Genomic DNA, 20,772 nt, shown 5'->3' with positions numbered 1-20,772 from the left:
ACTCGGCCCCGCAACTATGCGCGGCCCCGACCCGCTCCGCAACACGGCTCCTCGGGCCAGGGCAGGGGAATACGGCCGATATGCACCACTGCATCCAGGCCTCCCCGCACCCGCCTGCAACAAGCTGCGGGCCGGTGGGTACAGCTGAACGGACCTTCACCGCACCCACCCAGGGGCGCGGGGAACTGCGCGCCAAGCCCCCACCGGCCCGCAGCCGCACCACGACCGACCGACCACACCGGCCCCCCGCGGAGCGACCCGCTCCGCGTGTCAACTCCCGGAAATCCCGCAGTGATCAACCCGTTACGTGCCGCACTTAACGTCAGGTCATGGCGGACATATTTGACGCGTACGCGTTGGCCGACGCGTGGGACGAGATGTTCGAGCGGCCAGGTGAGGTCAGGACCGCCTATGAGCCGGTGCTGGCTGCGCTTCAGCCGATCGAACCGAGTGAACTCAGGTTCCGGGCCGACCAGATGGCCCGGGCGTTCACGGACAGAGGCGTGACCTACGCCTTCGCGGGCGAGGAGCGGCCCTGGCCGCTGGACCTCGTGCCCAGGATCCTCGACGCCCTCGAATGGGATCTCATACAACGCGGGGTGAGCCAGAGAGTCAGGGCCCTGGAGGCCTACCTCGCCGACGCCTACGGACACGCCCGTGCCTTCGAGGACGGCGTCGTGCCCTGGCGGCTGCTGCTGAACTCACCGCACTTCCACCGCGCCGCCCACGGGATCGAGCCGGTCAACCGGGTGCGCATCCATGTCGCCGGCATCGACCTCGTACGGGACGAGCAGGGCGACTTCCGGGTCCTGGAGGACAACGTCCGGGTGCCCAGCGGGGTGTCGTACGTCATCGAGAACCGGCGCGCGATGACCCGTGTCTTCCCGTCCCTCTTCGCCGAACAGCATGTGCTGCCCGTCGACGGCTACGCGCAGAAGCTGCTCGCCGCCCTGCGCGCCGCCGCCCCCGACGGGGCCCAGGACCCCCGGGTCGTGGTCCTCACCCCCGGCCCCAACAACGCCGCCTACTTCGAACACGCCCTGCTCGCCCGGCTGATGGGTGTGCAACTGGTCGAGGGACACGACCTGGTGTGCCGCAACAACCGGGTGTGGATGCGGACCACCCGTGGCGAGGTGCCCGTCCATGTCGTATACCGGCGCCTGGACGACGACTTCCTCGATCCGCTGCACTTCCGCCCCGACTCGGTGATCGGCTGCCCGGGCATCCTCGGGGCGGCCATGGCGGGCCATGTCACCCTCGCCAACGCGGTGGGCAACGGCATCGCGGACGACAAGCTGCTGTACACCTACGTCCCCGACCTGATCCGCTACTACCTCTCCGAGGAACCGATTCTCCCCAACGTGGAGTCGTTCCGCCCGGACGAGCCGGGGCAGTTGGAAGCAGTGCTCGACCAGATCGACCAGCTGGTCGTGAAGCCCGTCGACGGGGCCGGCGGCCAGGGCATCGTCATCGGCCCGAAGTCCGACCGCGAGACCCTGGAGAAGACCCGCGAGGCGGTCCGCAAGGACCCCCGCGGCTTCATCGCCCAGCGCCCGGTCGCCCTGTCCACCTCCCCCACCCTCGCGGGTGAACGCATGGCGCCCCGCCACATCGACCTGCGACCCTTCGCCGTCAACGACGGCAACGACATCTGGGTCCTGCCCGGCGGCCTGACCCGGGTCGCCCTCCAGGAGGGCAACCTGATCGTCAACTCCAGCCAGGGCGGCGGCTCCAAGGACACCTGGGTACTCGCCGAGGGCCCCGCCGAGCCGCCCAGGCTCGCCGACCGCAACGCCCTCCTGGACATCGCCCCGCGTCAGCACGGTCCCGACGGCACCTCCACCGTCGTACAGGAAGGGGCCCAGCAGTGAACGACGTGATCCTCTCCCGGATAGCCGAGGCCCTCACCTGGACCGGCCGCTACGTCGAGCGGGCGGACGCCACCGGGCGGATTCTCGACGCCTACCTCCACCGGATGCTGGAGGACCCGTGGCGCGACGAGGACGTGGCCTGCCGGTCGCTGTACGCGATCCTCGGCGTCGACGCGGGCGGCACCCGGGTCGACATGCAGCAGGTCCTCGACCAGCTCGCCTTCGACGCCCGCTCCACCTGCTCCATCGAGGGCGCGCTCGGCGCGGCCCGGCTCAACGCCCGCAGCGCCCGTGAGGCCGTCTCCTCCGAGATGTGGGAGTGCCTGAACTCCACCTGGCACGCGCTCGCCGACCAGCGGCTCGCGGCCCGCCGTACGGGCCCCTACGCCTATCTGGAACTCGTACGGCGCCGCGCGGCCCTCTTCTTCGGGCTCGCCGACTCCACCATGAGCCGCGACGACAGCTGGCGTTTCGTGGTCCTTGGCCGGAGCCTGGAGCGGGTGGACATGACCGTACGGCTGCTGTCGGTCCGCGTCCTGGACGCGGCCCACGCGCCCGACTGGCCGACCCTGCTGAGCGCTTCGGGCGCCGACGAGGCGTACGCGCGCGTGTACAGCGGTTTCGGCGACACCCCGCGGGTGGCCGAGTTCCTGCTCCTGGACCGGGACTTCCCGCGCTCCGCGCTGCACGCCCTGACGACGGCGGAGGAGTGCCTGACCGCGCTCGGCCGCCCCCGCCAGGACCCCGCGCGCCGCCCCATCGGCCGGATGCGCACCCGCCTCGAATACCTCGACCTGGCCGCCCTGGAGGATCAACTACCCCTGCTGCTGCGGGACTTGCAGACCGCGTGCATGGCCTCCGCGGAGGCGGTGGCGGAGCGGTTCTTCCCGTACCAGGGGCCCGTCGAGTGGGCCCAGGAAGGAGCCGGACGATGACCCGCCTCCGGATCAAGCACGTCACCAAGGTGGCGTACGCCCAGCCCGCGGCCTCGTCCCACAACGAGGTCCGGATGACCCCGCTGACCCTGCCCGCCCAGACCACCCTGGACGCCCGGGTCACCGTCAACCCGACCACGCCGACCTGGTCGTACTGGGACTACTGGGGCACCCAGGTCACCGGCTTCGACCTGATGGACCCGCACGGCCATCTCACCATCACGGCGTCCAGCCTGGTCGAGACGTCCCCGCCGGAGCCGCTGCCGGCCGCGCCCACGTGGGCCGAGGTGGCCGAACGCATCGCGGGGACCCGCCTGTTGGAGTTCGCGCACCCGACGGGCCGTACGACGGTCCCGCCGAAGCTGGTCAAGAAGGCACGGAAGGCGGCGGCCGGCCTCGACCCGCACGAGACGGCGGTCGCGGTGTCGGCGCTGGTCGCCGACCGGGTGTCGTACCTCCCCGGCACGACCAGCGTGAACACCTCCCCCGCGGAGGCCTGGGAGCAGGGCGCCGGCGTCTGCCAGGACATCACCCATCTCACCGTCGCCCTGCTGCGGGGTGCCGGCCTCCCGGCCCGCTATGTCTCCGGCTACCTCCACCCGGAACGCGAGGCCGAACTCCACCGGCCCGTCGCCGGGGAGAGCCACGCCTGGATCGAGTACTGGGCGGGCGACTGGTGCGGCTACGACCCCACCAACCGGGTCCGCGCCGACGAGACCCATGTGGTGGTGGCCCGGGGCCGTGACTACGACGACGTGACCCCGCACAAGGGGATCTACCGGGGTGTCGCGGGCGGGTCGCCGGAGGTGACGGTGGAGTTCACGCGGGTGGCGTGAACAGCGGTGAGGGGCCGGAGGGGACTCCCCTCCGGCCCCTCACCGTGTCGACTACTTCAGGCCCGCCGCCGCGCAGGCGCTCTTGTACTGCGAGGTGCAGATGTCCTTGACGGTGTAGATGCCGTCCTTGACGACCGTGCTCTTGATGTTGTCCTTGGTCAGGGCGACGACCTGGACGAGCTGGGCCGGGATGTCCTTGTCGGTGGGGCTGTCGACGCTGTCCGTGGCGAGGGCGTCGAACTGGATGGACTTCCCCTGGATCTTCATCACGGCCATCTCCGCGGCGGCCTCGGCCTCGCCCGGGTACGGCTTGTAGACGCTCATGTACTGCTGGCCGGAGACGATCCGCTGCACCGCGGCCAGCTCCGCGTCCTGGCCGGTGATCGGCGGGATGGTCGTCATGCCCGCGTCCTGCATCGCCTGGATGGCGGCGCCTGCCATGGCGTCGTTGGCGGAGTACACGGCCTTGATGTTGCCCTTGCCGATCGCGCTGATCGCCTCGGCCATGTCCTTCTGCGCGGTCTCGGGCTTCCAGCCGTCGACGTCGTAGGACTTGGCGATGGTCACCTTGCCGTTGAGCTCGGACATCGCGCCCGCCTTGAACTGTCCGGCGTTCGGGTCGGACGGCGAGCCGTTGATCATGACGATCTTGTCGGAGGTGTCGATGTCCGAGCCGAGCGCCTCGATGAGGGAGCGGCCCTGGACCTCGCCGACGAGTTCGTTGTCGAAGGAGACGTACGCGTCGATCGGGCCCTCGGCGAGCCGGTCGTAGGCGATGACCGGGATGCCCGCGTCCTTGGCCTTGGTCACCATGTCCGCGATGGCGTGCGAGTCCACCGCGTCCAGCAGGATCACGTCGACCTTCTCGTCGATCATCTGCTGCATCTGCGCGGCCTGCTTCTTGGCGTCCGCCTCGCCGTTGGCGTAGATGGTCTTGCCCTGCTTGTCGGTGAGCTCGGCGACCTTCTTCTGGATGATCGGGTAGTCGAACTCCTCGTAGCGGGTGTTCGTCTTCTCCGGCATCAGCACACCCACGGTGATGTCGTTGCCCTTGGTCGGGCTCGCCTCGGTCCCGCTCGCGGCGCCGAGCGCCCCGCAGGCGGCCAGCGAGAGGGTCATCGTGGACGCGGCCACGGCTATGGCGATACGACGCATGGGGCTGCTCACTTCTGGTGCTTTCCGGACGCGGGCGCGGCATTGCGGCCCATGTGTCTGAAAAGCCAACGCGGGGCCGCCCACCGACGTCAAGCGGAATCACTTAACGAGTGCGCAACGCCACTCTCCGCCGATGGTGTGAAGACTTGGCGGGAACACTAGTACAACCAACTTCACACCTCATGAGTCGTGATCACCGCAGCCCCACAACTGCCGTCCCGCGTCCGACCAGAGGATCGAATGAAGTCAGCCAGACGCACGACCGCCACCGCCGTCGTGCTCGCCACCGCCGGCACCCTCGTCACCCTGACGACGTCCCCCGCCGCCGCGGCCGTGTCGTGCGCCTCTCCCGTGTTCAAGCGGCAGTTCTACGCGAACACGTCCTTCTCCGGCACCCCGAAGAAGACGGACTGCGACAACGCGATCGACCAGAGCTGGAGCGGCGCCCCCGTCTCCGGCCTCCCGAAGGACAACTTCGGCGTCCGCTGGACCGTCACCCGCGACTTCGGCTCCGGCGGCCCCTTCGCCCTGAACGCCACCGGCCTCGACGGCATCCGCGTGTACCTCGACGGCGTACGCAAGATCGACCTCTGGAAGAACGTCTCGACGACGGTGAAGAAGACCGCCAACGTCACGATCCCCTCCGGCAAGCACACCCTGCGCATCGACTACGCCAACTGGACCGGCGCCGCCAAGGTCAAAGTCACCTACACGCCCAGGACTTCGCCAGACATCGACAAGGTCAAACCCCTCGTCCCCACCGGCACCTCCGTGACGTACGACAAGACCACCGGCAAGGCCAAACTCACCTGGACGAAGAACAAGGAGATGGACCTCGCCGGCTACCGCGTCTACCGACGCCTCAAGGGCACGTCGTTCCCGGCCGCGCCGCTCGCGACGACCGCCCTCACCTCGTACACCGACAGCACGCTGCCGGTGACCGGCGAGACGTACTACTACGAGCTGCGCGCCTACGACAAGGCGCGCAACGAGTCGACCGGCACCGCCGACCAGCCGGTGGCCACCGTCGACCGGATCGCGCCGGGTGTGCCCGTCATCACGAGCGCGAGCGGCGAGGTGCGGCCCGGCGGCACCGGCACCGGCGGCCTTGAGGTCGTGTGGGACCAGGTCACGGGCGCGACGGCCTACCGCGTCTTCAGGGCGACGAGCGAGAACGGCACGTACACCGCCGTCGGCCGCACCGAACTGCCCTCCTACCTGGACACCTCGGCCGCCGAGAGCACCGTGTACCACTACCGTGTCTCGGCCGTCGACGCGGCGGGCAACGAGTCCGCCCGGTCCGCGCCGCAGGAGGGCCGGATCTGGGACAACGACCCGCCGCCGCTTGTCACCGGCCTCGACGTGACCCCGACCGAGTACGGCTTCGAACTGACCTGGGACAAGAGCCCGGCGACGGACCTGCGGTACTACACGGTCCACAAGGGTGAGCTCGTGGGCGACGAGGACGAACGGGTCTGCTACGGCGGCCTGGTGGACTACGTCTCGCCCGACACGACGTCCTACACGTACACCACTCTCCCGGACGGCGACGAGGTCTGCTTCTTCATCGACGCCGTGGACGACGAGGGCAACTCCGCCAACAAGTGGAGCGACGACCTGGCCAGGGCCGTGGTTGTCACCGAGCTCGACATGACACCGAGCGTGGCCACCCCCGAGGGCTCGCCGCTGGACCTCTCGGTGGCCGAGGACGGCGAGGGCAACCGGCTCACCTGGTCGGGGGGATCCGCGCAGGGCTTCCGCGTCTACCGGTGGAACCCCGCCACCTCCTCGTACGAGCGGATCGCCGACCTCGCCGGCACCGCCTCGCAGTACCTCGACACCGGCGCGCGGCGCGGCACCACTTCCTACTACTGGGTGACCGGCGTCCTGGCCGACGGCACCGAGACCCTGCCCGCGGGCGGCTGGGCGGTCACCGCACCGGCCGGCGGTACAACCCTCACCTCCACTCGCGAGTCGTGATCTTCATGAACCCAGCCAGCCGCACGACCGCCGCGGCCGCCACGGCGGTCGTGCTCGCCACCTCCGGCGGTCTGCTCGCCGTCACCACGGCCCCCGCCGCCGCGGCCGTGAGCTGTACTTCCCCTGTCTTCAAGCGGCAGTTCTACGCGAACACGTCCTTCTCCGGCACCCCGAAGAAGACGGACTGCGACAACGCGATCGACCAGAGCTGGAGCGGCGCCCCCGTCTCCGGCCTCCCGAAGGACAACTTCGGCGTCCGCTGGACCGTCACCCGCGACTTCGGCTCCGGCGGCCCCTTCGCCCTGAACGCCACCGGCCTCGACGGCATCCGCGTGTACCTCGACGGCGTACGCAAGATCGACCTCTGGAAGAACGTCTCCACGACGGTGAAGAAGACCGCCAACGTCACGATCCCCTCCGGCAAGCACACCCTGCGCATCGACTACGCCAACTGGACCGGCGCCGCCAAGGTCAAAGTCACCTACACGCCCAGGACTTCGCCAGACATCGACAAGGTCAAACCCCTCGTCCCCACCGGCACCTCCGTGACGTACGACAAGACCACCGGCAAGGCCAAACTCACCTGGACGAAGAACAAGGAGATGGACCTCGCCGGCTACCGCGTCTACCGACGCGCCAAGGGCACCGCCTTCCCCGCCAAGCCGCTGGGGACGACCGCCTCCACGTCGTACACGGACACCACCCTCCCCAAGTCGGGCACGACCTTCTACTACGAGGTCCGGGCCTACGACAAGGCGGGCAACGAGTCCGGCGGGACCGCCGACCAGGGCGTCACCACGGTGGACCGCCTGGCGCCGACGGTGCGTGACTTCGAGGTCCTCAGCGAGACCCCCCTGGACGGGGTGCTGCTGTGGTGGATGTCCGACGAGGGGTCGTTGAACTACCAGGTGCTGAGGGCCAGTTCGCCCGACGGGCCGTTCGAGGTGGTCGTCGGCAGCGCGAGCAACTCGGCGACCGATGCCACCGCCCCGTACGGGGAGACCTCCTACTACAAGATCGCGGCGACCGACGCGGCGGGCAACACCGGATACTCATCGGTCGTCTCGATCGCCCGGCCGCTTGCCAAGCCGTACTTCCACAACCTCCAGAACCGGCCGGAGGACGGTGGCGGCGTCGACCTGTCCTGGAAGGTGTCGCCGCACGCGCCGCAGGAGTTCCGGGTGCACCGCCTGGAGCAGCGTTACGACAGCGCGACCGGCACCTACGTCGTCCTCGACGACCGGGTGGTGCCCTGCGCTCCGAAGCTCACGGACACCGCGTACGGCACCCAGTACACCTACACCTGCACCGACGCCACGGCCGTGCCGGGCAGGGAGTACACCTACGGAGTGAGCACCGTCGACGCGCTCGGCCGGGAGTCGGAACAGGCCACCCTGGGGATCACCTACGGTGACCGCACCGCACCGCCCCTCGTCACCGGGTTCACGGCCACCGCCACGGAGTACGGCACGGTCCTGGACTGGGACGACAGTCCGGCCGCCGACATCGCCGAGTACCACGTGTACCGGCGCAGCACGGTGGACGACGGCAGCGGGACCACCTACGTGGGCCGGGTCGCGGCGGGCAGCAGCCGGATCGTCGACTCGGCGAACCTCCAGGACGGCGAGACCCAGACCTACTTCGTGGACGCGGTGGACACCTCGGGCAACAACACCAACGTCTCCGCCGAGACCGAGGTGTCCACCACCGTCACCGAGCTCGATCTGCGGCCCACCGTCGAGACCCCGTCGGACTGGCTGGTCGACGCGGACGCCGAGGCCGCCGCCGACGGTACCAGGGTCGAGCTGTCCTGGCGGCTGTCCACCTCGTACCACGGGACGGACATCACCGGCTACCGGGTCCACCGCTGGAACCCGGCCACCGCCGCCTACGAGCCGCTGACCGCCGAACCGGTCACCGGCCTGTCGTACACCGACACCACGGCCGCGGCCGGCACCACCCACTTCTACTGGGTGACCGCGGTGCACGCCGACGGCACGGAATCCGCCCCGGACGACGCCTGGGTGGCCCTGGCCCCTCGGTCCGAGTGAGCACGGTGTGAGCACCGTCTGAGCACGGCGAAGGGGCCCGGAGATCTCTCCGGGCCCCTTCGCACGACTGCTCGGCGCCGCCTAGTCCTTGGCCTTCTTCGGCCGCCACACCACCAGCGCGCTGGTCTGCTGCACCTCCTGGTACGGCACCAGGTCACGGCGGTACGACGCGTGCACCGCCGCCTCGCGCTGCTGGATGGCCGCGGCGGCGCCCTCGACGGCGGCCTGGAGATCGGCCACCCTCGACTGGAGCGCGGCGACCTGGTTCTCCAGCTCGATGATGCGCTTGATGCCGGCGAGGTTGATGCCCTCGTCCTGCGACAGCTGCTGGACGGTGCGCAGCAGTTCGATGTCGCGGGCCGAGTAGCGCCGGCCCCGGCCCGCGGTGCGGTCCGGGGAGACCAGGCCCAGGCGGTCGTACTGGCGCAGCGTCTGCGGGTGCAGGCCGGAGAGCTGGGCCGCCACCGAGATGACGTAGACCGGGGTCTCCTCGGTCAGTTCATACGGGTTGCGTCGACGACCGTCCATCTCGAATCATGCTCCCTTCGCGGCCTGGAACAGCTCCGCCCGCGGATCCTCACCCGCGGTCGCCTCGCGATACGCCTCCAGCGCGTCACGAGCCTTCCCCGACAGCTCGGTCGGGACACTCACCTCGACGGTGACCAGCAGATCGCCCCGGGTGCCGTCCTTGCGGACCGCGCCCTTGCCCCGCGCCCGCATGGTGCGGCCGTTGGGGGTGCCCGGGGGCAGCTTGAGCGTCACGGCCGGTCCGCCCAGGGTCGGGACCCTGACCTCGCCGCCGAGCGCCGCCTCCGAGAAGGTCACCGGGACCGTCACCGTGAGGTTGTCGCCCTTGCGGCCGAAGACCGGGTGGGCGTCCACGTGCACGGTGACGTACAGGTCACCGGACGGGCCGCCGCGCTCGCCGGGAGCACCCTTGCCGCGCAGCCGGATCCGCTGGCTGTCCGACACCCCGGCCGGGATGCGGACCTGCATGGTCCGGGAGGACTTGGCCCGCCCGGAGCCCTTGCAGATCTCGCAGGGGTTCTCCGCGATCAGGCCGCGGCCCTTGCAGTCCGGGCAGGGGTCGGTGAGCGAGAAGCCGCCGCCGGAACCCCGCGCCACCTGTCCGGTGCCGACACAGGTCGGGCACACGCGCGGGTTGCCGTTGGCGTCCCCGGTGCCCGAGCAGGCCTTGCAGGGGGCCTGCGAGGACATCCTCAGCGGAACCGTCGCACCCTCGATCGCCTCGGTGAAGCTGAGGGTGACCTCGGTGTCGATGTCCTGCCCGCGCCTCGGCTGGACGCGCGTAGTTCCCGAGCTGCCCCGGTTGAACAGGCCCCCGAAGACGTCTCCGAGTCCGCCGCCGAAGCCACCGGCTCCCTGCTGGCCCCCGCCCTGGGCGCCGCCTCCGAAGAGGTCGCCCAGGTCGAAGTTGAAGGAGCCGCCCGCCCCGCCCGGCCCCGGACGGAAGCCGCCGTTGCCGAAGAGGGCGCGGGCCTCGTCGTACTCCTTGCGCTTCTTGGGGTCACCGAGGATGTCGTTCGCCTCGGAGATCTCCTTGAAGCGCTCCTCGGCCTTGGTGTTGCCCTTGTTGGCGTCCGGGTGGAACTCGCGGGCGAGCTTGCGGTACGCCTTCTTGATCTCGGCCTCGGTGGCGTCCTTGGGGACGCCGAGGACCTTGTAGTAGTCCTTCTCGATGAAGTCCTTGGTGCTCATCCTCAGCGTCCCTCCTTCCGCTCGTTCCCTGCGATCTCAGCCCTCCTCAGGGCCGTTGTCCTTCTCCTCGCCGGCCTCGGACTCGTCCTTGACCGTCTGCGCGCCCGGCTGCGGTTCGGCGACCGCCACCCGCGCGGGGCGGATGGTGCGCTCGCCGATGCGATACCCCGGCTGGAGAATCGCCACGCACGTCGTCTCGGTGACGTCGGGCGCGTAACTGTGCATCAGGGCCTCGTGGATCGTCGGGTCGAAGGGCTCGCCCTCCTTGCCGAACTGCTGAAGGCCCATCTTCGCCGCGACGGTCTCCAGGGACTCCGCGACGGACTTGAACCCGCCGAGCAGTTCCCCGTGTTCCCGGGCGCGGCCGATGTCGTCGAGCACGGGCAGGAGTTCGGTCAGGAGGTTCGCGATGGCGATCTCCTTGACCGTGATCCGGTCCCGCTCCACCCGGCGGCGGTAGTTCTGGAACTCGGCCTGGAGCCGCTGGAGGTCCGCGGTGCGCTCGTCGAGCGCCTTGCGCGACTGGTCCAGCTGGGCCGTGAGGCCGGCGATCTGCGCTGTTGCGTCCCCGGCCGGGGCCGCCCCCGCCTCCGAAGAGGGGGCGGCGGCCTTCGGCTCGGCGTCGTCGGGGGTGGCGCCGGAGGGGACGTCGGGCTTCTCGTCGAAGCCCGGGGTCTCCTCCGTCACGCGGCACCGTCCTTGCGCTCGTCGTCCACGATCTCGGCGTCCACGACGTCGTCGTCCGCCCTGGGCGCCTCCGCACCGGCGTCGCCGCCGGCGGCCTGGGCGGCCTGCGCGTCGGCGTACATGGCCTGGCCGACCTTCTGGGAGACCGCGGCGACCTTCTCGGTCGCGGTGCGGATCTCGGCGGTGTCCTCGCCCTTGAGCGCGGCCTTCAGCTCCTCAACGGCGGCCTCGACCTCGGTCTTGACCTCGCCGGGGACCTTGTCCTCGTTGTCCTTGAGGAACTTCTCCGTCTGGTAGACGAGCTGCTCGCCCTGGTTGCGGGTCTCGGCGGCCTCGCGGCGACGGTGGTCCTCGTCCGCGTACTGCTCGGCCTCCTGGCGCATCCGGTCGACCTCGTCCTTCGGCAGCGAGGAGCCGCCGGTGACGGTCATCTTCTGCTCCTTGCCCGTGCCCAGGTCCTTGGCGGTCACGTGCATGATGCCGTTGGCGTCGATGTCGAAGGACACCTCGATCTGCGGGACGCCACGGGGGGCCGGCGGCAGACCGGTCAGCTCGAACATCCCGAGCTTCTTGTTGTACGCCGCGATCTCGCGCTCGCCCTGGTAGACCTGGATCTGCACGGACGGCTGGTTGTCCTCGGCCGTGGTGAAGATCTCGGACCGCTTGGTCGGGATCGTGGTGTTGCGCTCGATGAGCTTGGTCATGATGCCGCCCTTGGTCTCGATACCGAGGGACAGCGGGGTCACGTCGAGGAGCAGGACGTCCTTGACCTCACCCTTGAGGACACCGGCCTGGAGGGACGCGCCGATGGCGACGACCTCGTCCGGGTTGACGCCCTTGTTGGCGTCCTTGCCGCCGGTCAGCTCCTTGACGAGCTCGGCGACGGCGGGCATACGGGTGGAGCCACCGACGAGGACGACGTGGTCGATCTCGTTGATGGAGACGCCGGCGTCCTTCATGACGTTGAAGAACGGGGTCTTGCAGCGCTCCAGGAGGTCCGCGGTCAGCTGCTGGAACTGGGCCCGGGTGAGCTTCTCGTCCAGGTGCAGCGGGCCCTCGGCGGAGGCCGTGATGTAGGGCAGGTTGATCGAGGTCTCGGTGGAGGAGGACAGCTCGATCTTGGCCTTCTCGGCGGCCTCGCGGAGGCGCTGGAGGGCCATCTTGTCCTTGGCGAGGTCCACGCCGTGGCCTGACTTGAACTGCTGCACCAGGTAGTCGACGACCCGCTGGTCCCAGTCGTCACCACCGAGGTGGTTGTCACCGTTGGTGGCCTTCACCTCGACGACGCCGTCGCCGATCTCCAGGAGGGACACGTCGAAGGTGCCGCCACCGAGGTCGAAGACGAGGATCGTCTGGTCGTCCTTGTCGAGGCCGTACGCGAGCGCGGCCGCGGTGGGCTCGTTGACGATACGAAGGACGTTGAGACCGGCGATCTCGCCGGCTTCCTTCGTCGCCTGGCGCTCGGAGTCGTTGAAGTACGCCGGGACGGTGATGACCGCGTCGGTCACCTTCTCGCCCAGGTAGGACTCCGCGTCCCGCTTCAGCTTCTGCAGGATGAAGGCGGACATCTGCTGCGGGTTGAAGGGCTTCCCGTCCAGCTCCGTCTTCCAGTCGGTGCCCATGTGGCGCTTCACGGACCTGATGGTCCGGTCCACGTTGGTGACCGCCTGGCGCTTGGCCACCTCGCCGACGAGCACTTCACCGTTCTTGGCGAAGGCGACGACGGACGGCGTGGTCCTGGCACCCTCGGCGTTGGTGATGACGGTGGGCTCGCCGCCCTCCAGAACGCTGACGACGGAGTTAGTCGTGCCCAGGTCGATGCCGACCGCACGTGCCATGGTGATTTCCTCCAGCTGACTTGAGTGGAACGGACTCAAGTGTGCACGACACCCGCGACTCGGTCAACAGACCTGAGTCACAGGGACTCAACTCTTATCCGTTCCTTACACGCAACTGGCCCGTGACCTGCGGAGATACAACCCGCTGACGCTGCTGCGGCCTGATGCGAAGCAGCCCCAGCACGACGATCAGGGCGCCCGCGCCCACCCAGAGCACCCCGGTTCCGGCGATCCACCCGAGGTGCACGAGGACCCCGACGAGTACCCCGCCGAAGGCTCCGAGACCGAGGAGTACGGACGCGCCCTGCGGGGTCAGCCCGAGCCGCCGCAGCCGGTGGGCGAGATGGTCGGGCGCGGCACGCAGCAGCGGCCGTCCGGACAGTCGCCGCGCGAGCACCACGAGCACCACGTCGGCGGCCACCACCGCCGTCAGCGCGAACAACACCCCTGCGCCGGCGCCGAGTTCCTGCCCCGCGCGGGTCGTCACGGCCGCCGACGCCAGCACGAACCCGGTGAACAGCGCCCCGCAGGCACCGAGTCCCACGCGCGCGGGATGCCAGTTGTGCATCAGGAACCCGGTCAGCGCGGCGGCCAGCACGCTCAGCAGCACGGCGAGCCCGTCCATCACCTCTGCCGCCGCGCAGGACCCCGCGCCGAAGGCGGTGACGACCCCGACGGTCCCGGCGAGCCCGTCGGCGTGGTCCAGCGCCTTGAACCCGAGGGCGACGAAGACGATCCACCCGACGGCGAGCAGCCCGGCGGGCACCCCTGTGTCCTCGTACGGCACCACACAGGCCGCCGCGACAGCCGTACCGCCGACGAGGAACCGCGCCTTGACCCGCCGTACGTCGGCGACGAGCCCGAGGAGGGCGACGGCGCCTCCGGCGACGAGCAGTCTCCCGACCTCCGCGCCGAGGGGCGTGACCCCCTGCCACTCCCCCACGACGGCGACCAGACAGGTGGCGGCCACGACCGCGACCCCGCCGGACAGCGGCAGGGGGCGCCGCCATCGCCGGTCGACGATCCCGAGGCGCAGGGCGGGCAGCCGCAGCAGGGCGGTGAGCACGGCGGCGAGGAGCAGGGCGGAGGTGGCGGCGAGGATCCCGTAGAGCACAAGCACAAATTAGCGGCGTATGTACCAATTCAGCACGAATAACACGATCGGGTTTTAAGGTAACCCTCAGCGATTCAGATCACCCCCCACCCGGCTACAGTGCGGCGCAGGATGGGGGTAGTCTCAGACGACTACATAAGTTACCGCTTAGTAATCACATTCTGATCTTGCTCGCAGAACCCCTCGCAGGCCCGAGGAGCCCCGAAATGCAACTCGCCGCGATCATCGTGTCGCTGGTACTGACCGTGGTCGGCGTGGCGCTGCTCGCACGCGCCATCGGCCAGTTCGTCCGGTACTTCAAGCTGGGCCAGCCCGTGCCCGCCGGAAGCAGGACCGACAACCCCTACGCCCGCAGCGTGACGCTGGTGAAGGAGTTCCTCGGCCACACCCGGATGAACCGGTGGGGCATCGTCGGCTTCGCCCACTGGTTCGTGGCCATCGGCTTCCTGACCCTGCCGCCGACCCTCGCGCAGGCCTTCGGCCAGCTCTTCAAGGCCGACTGGGTGCTGCCGGTCATCGGCGAGTTCCTGCCGTTCGAGCTGTACATCGAGTTCATCGGTGTGATGACGATCCTGGGCATCGCCGTCCTGATCGTCATCCGCCTGCTGAGCCTGCCCTCCCGCCCCGGCCGCAAGTCCCGCTTCGCCGGCTCCAAGGCGGGCCAGGCGTACTTCGTCGAGTACGTCATCCTCACCATCGGCCTCGCCATCTACGTGCTGCGGGGCCTGGAGGGCGCGCTGCACCACGTGGACGGCTACGAGGCCGGGTACTTCGCCTCGTACCCGCTGGTCCTGGCCTTCAAGGGCCTGAGCGTCGCCACGCTGCAGAACCTCGTCTACCTCGTCGCGATGATCAAGATCGGCACGTCCTTCGTGTGGATGATCGTCGTCTCGCTCAACACCAACATGGGTGTGGCCTGGCACCGCTTCCTGGCCTTCCCGAACATCTGGTTCAAGCGCGAGGCGACCGGCGGGACGGCCCTGGGCGGCCTCCAGCCGATGACCTCCGGCGGCAAGCCGATCGACTTCACCGACCCCGGTGACGACGACGTCTTCGGCGTCTCCCAGGTCGAGCAGTTCTCCTGGAAGGGCCTGCTGGACTTCTCCACGTGCACCGAGTGCGGCCGCTGCCAGTCGCAGTGCCCCGCCTGGAACACCGGCAAGCCGCTCTCCCCCAAGCTGCTGATCATGTCGCTGCGGGACCACGCGCACGCCAAGGCGCCGTACCTGCTGGCCGGTGGCGGCAAGACGATGGAGGGCGAGGAGAAGGCGTCTCCCGAGGCCCTCAAGGATGTCCCCGCCGCTGCTCTCGCCGAGGCCGAGCGCCCGCTGATCGGCACTCTTGAGGACAACGGCGTCATCGACCCGGACGTCCTGTGGTCCTGCACCACCTGCGGCGCCTGTGTCGAGCAGTGCCCGGTCGACATCGAGCACGTCGACCACATCGTCGACATGCGCCGCTACCAGGTGATGATCGAGAGCGCGTTCCCGTCCGAGGCGGGCACCATGCTCAAGAACCTGGAGAAGAAGGGCAACCCCTGGGGCCTGGCGAAGAAGCAGCGCCTGGAGTGGCTCAAGGAGGTCGAGTTCGAGGTCCCGGTCGTCGGCCAGGACATCGAGGACCTCACCGAGGTCGAGTACCTGTACTGGGTCGGCTGCGCCGGCGCCCTCGAAGACCGCGCCAAGAAGACCACCAAGGCCTTCGCCGAGCTGCTGCACATCGCGGGCGTCAAGTTCGCGATCATGGGCGGCGACGAGAAGTGCACCGGCGACTCCGCCCGCCGCCTCGGCAACGAGCCCCTCTTCCAGGAGCTCGGCATGGAGAACGTCATGGCGCTGAACATGGCGTTCGGCGAGGAGCTGGACGACGACGGCAAGGTGGTCCCGGAGTCCGCCAAGCCCAAGTCCGCGAAGAAGATCGTCGCGACCTGCCCGCACTGCCTCAACACGATCGGCAACGAGTACCCGCAGATCGGCGGCGACTACGAGGTCATCCACCACACCCAGCTGCTCCAGCACCTGGTGGACGAGGGCAAGCTGGTCCCGGTGACCCCGGTCGAGGGCATCATCACCTACCACGACCCCTGCTACCTGGGCCGCCACAACAAGATCTACACCCCGCCGCGCGAGATCATCGCGAACGTCCCGGGCCTCCGCAACGAGGAGATGCACCGCCACAAGGAGCGCGGCTTCTGCTGTGGCGCCGGTGGTGCGCGGATGTGGATGGAGGAGCGGATCGGCAAGCGCATCAACAACGAGCGCGTCGACGAGGCGCTGTCGGTGAACCCCGACATCGTCTCCACCGCCTGCCCCTTCTGCCTGGTCATGCTCACGGACTCCGTCAACGGCAAGAAGAACGACGGCAAGGCCAAGGAGTCCATCCAGGTCGTGGACGTGGCCCAGCTACTCCTTGAGTCCGTGAAGACGCCGGTCGACCCGGAGGACGTGACGGAGACGGAGAGCGAGCCGGAGCCCGCTCCGGTGAAGTAGCCGACACCGCCGCCAACACCGCCGACGTCCCCTGCCCAGCCCGGGCAGGGGGCGTCGGTGTGTCATTCGCGCTACCCCATCAGGTGACCATTTCGCGCCACGGCGTTATTTATCCGCCCAATTTCCTACCTATTACATATGCGACCTGTACATGACGACCATGCGAGGCAGGCGCCTGTACCGCATTCCCGTCGACGGCACGGACGTGGGCACCCCGGTCACGCACTATCAGGACCAGTACGGTCGACTGCGCACCGTCGAGAAGGTCCCGGGTCGGAACACGCTCTGGGTGCTGACCACCAACGCCGACTACAACGGCAAGAAGCCCGCGGGCTCCGACCAGGTGCTCGAGGTGGCGTTGACCGACGGCGACTCCCGCTGACCAATGCCTGCGTGACTGCGTCTCTCATCACCCGGCATCGGGCCCGCATCCGGAGAAGGAGTGCGGGCCCGGCCTCTGTAGGACTGCGCAGGGGCGGTTCCGGAACGCTCCACCCCTCACACAGGGCTGTCGCCGCGTGTCGAACAAGCGCATCATTGTCGGGTCGTTGTCAATGATGCTGACGGGGTGAACGGTGCACGTGCGTAACGGCGTGATGTATACGGCGGCTCTCTGTGTCACCCTTCTCCTCGCCGCCTGCGGCCCCACACAGCACGCCGAATCCGCGGACGACACACCCGCGCAGATCGCCGAGGCGCCCGCCCAACTCCCGGTCCCCCGCGGCAAGGGCGACAGCAAGTCCCCCGACGACTTCAACGGCGACGGCCACCGCGACCTCGTCCTGGGCGACCTGGTCAAGGCGCAGGCGCACGCCGACGACCCCGGCATCGGGATCGTCTACGGCGGGGCTCGCGGACTCGTCCCGGGCGCCCGGCAGTTGATCACCGCGAGGACGCAGGGCGCGGCCACCGAGGGCCAACTCCCGGCCGTCTTCGACGCGCAGGCCACCTGCGACCTGGACGGTGACGGTTTCACGGACCTCGTCGTCTCCACGGACCCGCCCTACGACGGCCAGGGCCAACCCCCGGTCCCACTGCAGATTCTCTTCGGCTCCCCTACGGGCCTGTCCGGCAAGGCCGTTCACCTCACGGTCCCGGCCGCCGCCCGCGTCGGCAACGACTGGCCCGACCAGCCGGTGTGCGGCGACTTCGACGGCGACGACGCCCAGGACCTGGTCCTGCACGCGACCGGCGGCGAACTCACCTATCTGCGCGGTCCGTTCACCAGGAAGGGCGCCCCCAAGGCGGCCGGCGCCCCGGTCCGGTCGCCGGGCGAGGTCCCCACGGGTCCGGCCGCCGACGTGAACCGCGACGGCTACGACGACCTCGTCGTCCGTACGACCCAGGGCACCGGCCCCGCCGCGATCGTCCTCGGCGGCCCGGCGGGACCGACCCGCACCGGGGCCGCCCTGCCGTCCGGGATCGACGTGGCCCTCGGCTCCTTCGGCCGCGGCAAGGCCCTGGACGCGGCGGTCGGTGCCATGGGCGAAACGTCTCTGCGCTACGACCTCCCCACCGCCGTACGCGGAACCCTGGATGCGGCGGGCTCGGTCCTCGACGCCGCCGACTTCAACGGCGACGGCCTCTCCGAACTGGTCTCCAGCGGCTCGCGACTGCGGATCTTCCCGGGCCGTACGACCGGCCTGTCCCCCAAGGGGATGGTGACCGTCGAACCGCCCGGCACCGGCACCACCCGGGTCGTGGCGGTCGGCGACTTCGACGGCGACGGCCGCGCGGACCTGGCCGTACGGACGTATCGGAGCGAGACGAAGGACACGGTGGCCGTGTACCCCGGCGCGAAGAAGGGCCTGGTCGCGGCGGAGCCGTCGGTGACGTTCTCCACCTCGGCGTTCCTGACCACCTGAAACCCCTTAGGTACCAGCTGAGTCTCCCCTTAGGGGATGTCACAGCTCGGCCGCAAAGCCGTCCCCGGAACGTCGGCCCGCGCACGCCGATCTTCGGGACCAGGTACGTTCGAAGACGTGGCTGGATTCAGGATCGGACGCGGCCGGGACAACGGCGCTCCTCACACGCGACCGCAACAACCTCCGTACGGGCAGCAGGCGCCCCAGGGACAGTCGTACGGCTATCCCCCCGCGCCGCAGCCCCACCCGGGCCGGCAGGCGCCGTACGGCACCGCGGGCGGCCAGGGTCAGTGGACCCAGGGCGGCGGGGGCTACGACGAGCCGGAGTACTTCGGCGGCGACGGCGGGCCGTACCCACAGGGCGACCACGACCCGTACGCGGCCAACAATCCCGGCCACACCCAGGCCTTCTCGGTCGGCGAGGACCCCTACACCCAGGGCGACACCTACCGCGCGGGCTCGGCCCCGGCCGGTCCCGTGGGTCCCCGCCTGCACTGGAAGGAGCTGCTGAAGGGGATCTTCATCTCCCCCAAGCAGACCTTCCTCCAGATGCGGGACTACACGATGTGGGGCCCGGCCCTCATCGTGACCTTCCTCTACGGCCTGCTCGCCGTCTTCGGCTTCGAGGGCGCACGCCAGGACGCGATCAACGCCACCCTGTCGAACGCGGTCCCGATCGTCCTCACGACCGCCGTGGCCATGGTCCTGTCGGCCTTCGTGCTCGGCGTCGTCACCCACGCCCTGGCCCGTCAGCTCGGCGGCGACGGCGCGTGGCAGCCCACGGTCGGCCTCTCCATGCTGATCATGTCCCTGACCGACGCGCCCCGTCTGGTCGTGGCCATGTTCCTCGGCGGCGACGCGTCCTTCGTCCAGATCCTGGGCTGGGCGACCTGGGTGGGGGCCGGCGTCCTGCTCACCCTGATGGTCTCCAAGTCCCACGACCTTCCCTGGCCGAAGGCTCTCGGCGCCTCCGCGATCCAGCTGATCGCACTGCTGTCGATCGTGAAGCTGGGGACGTTCTAGTCACGTCCGCTCGGCAGCACCCTCGACCAGGTGGGCATAGACCTGCTCGGTCACTTTCGTCCAACTGTGGCCAAGCCAGCGCGAGATTTCATACAGCGGTACCAGGCCGGTGGCGTGCTCCAGTGCGGCGAGCAGGTGGATCTTGCGGCCCGTCGCCTTGGCCGTGCCACGCAGGCTCTTGCCGTCCACTGCGAGGCCGCGCAGCCCGGTCGTTTTCGGGTGGCGGTCGGCGATCCATTCGCCGACCGCCAGCAGCGAGGTCGCTCCGGCCAGCACCGCGCACGCGGTGAGAGCGAGCACGACGGTCAGGCGGTGGCGCACCCCGCGTGGGTCACGCGGGTCCGGCACCTCGGCCAGCCGCTCCAGCAGGCCCGAGACCTTCTCGGGTACGACCTGCGGATTCTCCGTCCCCATCGAAGGGGACCGGCACCGCAACCACCGTTCCCCTGCTCGAACTCCCGTTGCCGGAGCGCAGACCGGGCACAACACATACCAGTGCGCCAACTGGTCGTATCTGCCACTATGTGATCTCTTATTCAACATTGGGGGCAGGGGACATGCGGACCACTGCAGCGCTCATATCCACGGCAGCCCTGCTACTGACACTTGCCGCCTGTTCGGACGGATCAGGGGACTCCGGCAGCCCGGCGGACAGTGCCACAGCCTCCTCCTCGACGGCCGCCACGGCGACCACTGCGCCCCCGGCCGACGCCGAGGCGATCCGCGCCTGTATGACGGGCATCGACTCGCTCTTCACCGCGGACTGGTCGCGGACGACCCCGCCGGAGACCCGGCCGCCCGGCTGCGAGTCGCTGTCGGTCACCGAATACGGCTACGCCTACCGGAGCGCCATGGCGGCGATCGCCCAAGACGGGGAAGACTTCTACAACGAGAACGACGGGCTTCCCTCCGACTGGCCTTCGTGAGCGATCCCCGGTCCGTCACCCGGTGCAGATCACCGACCGTTCGGCCGCACCAACCGCGCCTCGTACGCGCACACCGCCGCCTGCGTCCGACCCCGCAACCCCGGCTTCACCAACACCCTGCTGACCTGCGCCCTGATCAACATGACACGCGGGCCCTCGCCATCGGTGCTCCGCGCCTCGCCGAGAGCACCAACATCACTGCCAGCGTTCGGCGCAACGCCCGTGACACCAGCAGGTCGCTCGCCCCAGTAGCGGTCGAGGTGAAGCCGAATCCGTTATGCCG

General features: G+C 69.5%; 17 protein-coding genes. 10 read left to right on the top strand and 7 right to left on the bottom strand.

Annotated elements, in window-relative coordinates:
• Positions 1-329: 329 nt before the first annotated feature.
• The 3 genes from AB0D34_RS30190 to AB0D34_RS30180 are packed head-to-tail and all read left to right on the top strand — an operon-like array spanning position 330 to position 3,642.
• Positions 330-1,871 carry a circularly permuted type 2 ATP-grasp protein gene (locus AB0D34_RS30190; RefSeq protein WP_362666990.1) on the top strand — a complete coding sequence of 514 codons (1,542 nt, stop codon included), beginning with the start codon at positions 330-332 and terminating at the stop codon, positions 1,869-1,871.
• Positions 1,868-2,806, top strand: a complete 939-nt coding sequence (locus tag AB0D34_RS30185; RefSeq protein WP_362666987.1) for an alpha-E domain-containing protein — start codon at positions 1,868-1,870, stop codon at positions 2,804-2,806. The genes AB0D34_RS30190 and AB0D34_RS30185 overlap by 4 nt, the downstream gene beginning before the upstream one ends.
• A complete protein-coding gene (locus AB0D34_RS30180) occupies positions 2,803-3,642 on the top strand; it encodes a transglutaminase family protein (RefSeq protein ID WP_362666984.1) in 840 nt (279 codons plus the stop codon). Before AB0D34_RS30185 ends, AB0D34_RS30180 begins: the two co-directional genes overlap by 4 nt.
• 51 nt (positions 3,643-3,693) lie before the next feature.
• Here AB0D34_RS30180 and AB0D34_RS30175 read toward each other — a convergent pair whose 3' ends face one another.
• Complete coding sequence (locus tag AB0D34_RS30175) at positions 3,694-4,797, bottom strand: substrate-binding domain-containing protein (protein ID WP_362666981.1); 1,104 nt, start codon at positions 4,795-4,797, stop codon at positions 3,694-3,696.
• 240 nt (positions 4,798-5,037) lie between these two features.
• Between AB0D34_RS30175 and AB0D34_RS30170 the strand changes: the two genes are divergently transcribed.
• Both AB0D34_RS30170 and AB0D34_RS30165 read left to right on the top strand, forming a co-directional pair.
• Positions 5,038-6,777 carry a PA14 domain-containing protein gene (locus AB0D34_RS30170; protein ID WP_362666977.1) on the top strand — a complete coding sequence of 580 codons (1,740 nt, stop codon included), beginning with the start codon at positions 5,038-5,040 and terminating at the stop codon, positions 6,775-6,777.
• Positions 6,778-6,782: 5 nt separating this feature from the next.
• The gene (locus AB0D34_RS30165; RefSeq protein WP_362666974.1) at positions 6,783-8,828 is read left to right on the top strand and encodes a PA14 domain-containing protein; all 2,046 of its coding nucleotides are present in this window, start codon (positions 6,783-6,785) and stop codon (positions 8,826-8,828) included.
• Positions 8,829-8,909: 81 nt separating this feature from the next.
• On the opposite strand, the gene AB0D34_RS30160 is transcribed toward AB0D34_RS30165, so the two are convergent.
• The 5 genes from AB0D34_RS30160 to AB0D34_RS30140 form a co-directional block, all read right to left on the bottom strand.
• Positions 8,910-9,356 carry a helix-turn-helix transcriptional regulator gene (locus tag AB0D34_RS30160; protein ID WP_362666971.1) on the bottom strand — a complete coding sequence of 149 codons (447 nt, stop codon included), beginning with the start codon at positions 9,354-9,356 and terminating at the stop codon, positions 8,910-8,912.
• A 6-nt stretch (positions 9,357-9,362) separates the two neighbouring features.
• Positions 9,363-10,547 (bottom strand): molecular chaperone DnaJ, encoded by a 1,185-nt coding sequence (gene dnaJ / locus AB0D34_RS30155; protein WP_362666969.1) that lies wholly within the window; start codon positions 10,545-10,547, stop codon positions 9,363-9,365.
• A 36-nt stretch (positions 10,548-10,583) separates the two neighbouring features.
• Positions 10,584-11,234 carry a nucleotide exchange factor GrpE gene (gene grpE / locus AB0D34_RS30150; RefSeq protein ID WP_362666966.1) on the bottom strand — a complete coding sequence of 217 codons (651 nt, stop codon included), beginning with the start codon at positions 11,232-11,234 and terminating at the stop codon, positions 10,584-10,586.
• On the bottom strand, positions 11,231-13,072 hold the full coding sequence (gene dnaK, locus AB0D34_RS30145) for a molecular chaperone DnaK (protein ID WP_362666963.1): 1,842 nt from the start codon (positions 13,070-13,072) through the stop codon (positions 11,231-11,233). Before dnaK ends, grpE begins: the two co-directional genes overlap by 4 nt.
• A 94-nt stretch (positions 13,073-13,166) precedes the next feature.
• Entirely contained in the window at positions 13,167-14,186 is a 1,020-nt protein-coding gene (locus AB0D34_RS30140) for an MraY family glycosyltransferase (RefSeq protein WP_362666960.1), read from the bottom strand.
• A 206-nt stretch (positions 14,187-14,392) separates the two neighbouring features.
• Here AB0D34_RS30140 and AB0D34_RS30135 point away from each other — a divergent pair, with 206 nt between their 5' ends.
• The 4 genes from AB0D34_RS30135 (at position 14,393) to AB0D34_RS30120 (ending at position 19,563) form a co-directional block, all read left to right on the top strand.
• Positions 14,393-16,675, top strand: coding sequence for a heterodisulfide reductase-related iron-sulfur binding cluster (locus AB0D34_RS30135; protein ID WP_362666958.1), 2,283 nt, complete (start codon positions 14,393-14,395; stop codon positions 16,673-16,675).
• A 151-nt stretch (positions 16,676-16,826) separates the two neighbouring features.
• Positions 16,827-17,057, top strand: coding sequence for a hypothetical protein (locus AB0D34_RS30130; protein ID WP_362666955.1), 231 nt, complete (start codon positions 16,827-16,829; stop codon positions 17,055-17,057).
• Between the two features lie 214 nt (positions 17,058-17,271).
• Entirely contained in the window at positions 17,272-18,540 is a 1,269-nt protein-coding gene (locus tag AB0D34_RS30125) for a VCBS repeat-containing protein (protein ID WP_362667366.1), read from the top strand.
• Positions 18,541-18,576: 36 nt separating this feature from the next.
• Positions 18,577-19,563: a Yip1 family protein gene (locus AB0D34_RS30120; protein ID WP_362666952.1), complete on the top strand. Its 987-nt coding sequence runs from the start codon at positions 18,577-18,579 to the stop codon at positions 19,561-19,563.
• Here the strand turns inward: AB0D34_RS30120 and AB0D34_RS30115 are convergent, their stop codons facing one another.
• Positions 19,564-19,977: a transposase family protein gene (locus AB0D34_RS30115; protein ID WP_362666949.1), complete on the bottom strand. Its 414-nt coding sequence runs from the start codon at positions 19,975-19,977 to the stop codon at positions 19,564-19,566.
• 143 nt (positions 19,978-20,120) lie between these two features.
• On the opposite strand from AB0D34_RS30115, the gene AB0D34_RS30110 reads away from it, so the two are divergent.
• On the top strand, positions 20,121-20,489 hold the full coding sequence (locus AB0D34_RS30110; RefSeq protein WP_362666946.1) for a hypothetical protein: 369 nt from the start codon (positions 20,121-20,123) through the stop codon (positions 20,487-20,489).
• Positions 20,490-20,772: the final 283 nt, after the last annotated feature.

The organism is Streptomyces sp. NPDC048420 (assembly GCF_040651535.1).
Lineage (GTDB): Bacteria > Actinomycetota > Actinomycetes > Streptomycetales > Streptomycetaceae > Streptomyces.
The sequence above is the reverse complement of the archived record's forward strand: the minus strand, read 5'-3'. Positions and strand labels throughout refer to the sequence as shown.

Excerpts from the sequence above, each read along its gene's own strand:
- AB0D34_RS30190 (WP_362666990.1), top strand. The coding sequence starts at position 330 with ATGGCGGACATATTTGACGCGTACGCGTTGGCCGACGCGTGGGACGAG.
- AB0D34_RS30180 (WP_362666984.1), top strand. The coding sequence starts at position 2,803 with ATGACCCGCCTCCGGATCAAGCACGTCACCAAGGTGGCGTACGCCCAG.
- AB0D34_RS30175 (WP_362666981.1), bottom strand. The coding sequence starts at position 4,797 with ATGCGTCGTATCGCCATAGCCGTGGCCGCGTCCACGATGACCCTCTCG.
- AB0D34_RS30170 (WP_362666977.1), top strand. The coding sequence starts at position 5,038 with ATGAAGTCAGCCAGACGCACGACCGCCACCGCCGTCGTGCTCGCCACC.
- AB0D34_RS30165 (WP_362666974.1), top strand. The coding sequence starts at position 6,783 with ATGAACCCAGCCAGCCGCACGACCGCCGCGGCCGCCACGGCGGTCGTG.
- AB0D34_RS30160 (WP_362666971.1), bottom strand. The coding sequence starts at position 9,356 with ATGGACGGTCGTCGACGCAACCCGTATGAACTGACCGAGGAGACCCCG.
- dnaJ (WP_362666969.1), bottom strand. The coding sequence starts at position 10,547 with ATGAGCACCAAGGACTTCATCGAGAAGGACTACTACAAGGTCCTCGGC.
- dnaK (WP_362666963.1), bottom strand. The coding sequence starts at position 13,072 with ATGGCACGTGCGGTCGGCATCGACCTGGGCACGACTAACTCCGTCGTC.
- AB0D34_RS30135 (WP_362666958.1), top strand. The coding sequence starts at position 14,393 with ATGCAACTCGCCGCGATCATCGTGTCGCTGGTACTGACCGTGGTCGGC.
- AB0D34_RS30130 (WP_362666955.1), top strand. The coding sequence starts at position 16,827 with ATGACGACCATGCGAGGCAGGCGCCTGTACCGCATTCCCGTCGACGGC.
- AB0D34_RS30125 (WP_362667366.1), top strand. The coding sequence starts at position 17,272 with ATGTATACGGCGGCTCTCTGTGTCACCCTTCTCCTCGCCGCCTGCGGC.
- AB0D34_RS30120 (WP_362666952.1), top strand. The coding sequence starts at position 18,577 with ATGTCACAGCTCGGCCGCAAAGCCGTCCCCGGAACGTCGGCCCGCGCA.
- AB0D34_RS30115 (WP_362666949.1), bottom strand. The coding sequence starts at position 19,977 with ATGGGGACGGAGAATCCGCAGGTCGTACCCGAGAAGGTCTCGGGCCTG.
- AB0D34_RS30110 (WP_362666946.1), top strand. The coding sequence starts at position 20,121 with ATGCGGACCACTGCAGCGCTCATATCCACGGCAGCCCTGCTACTGACA.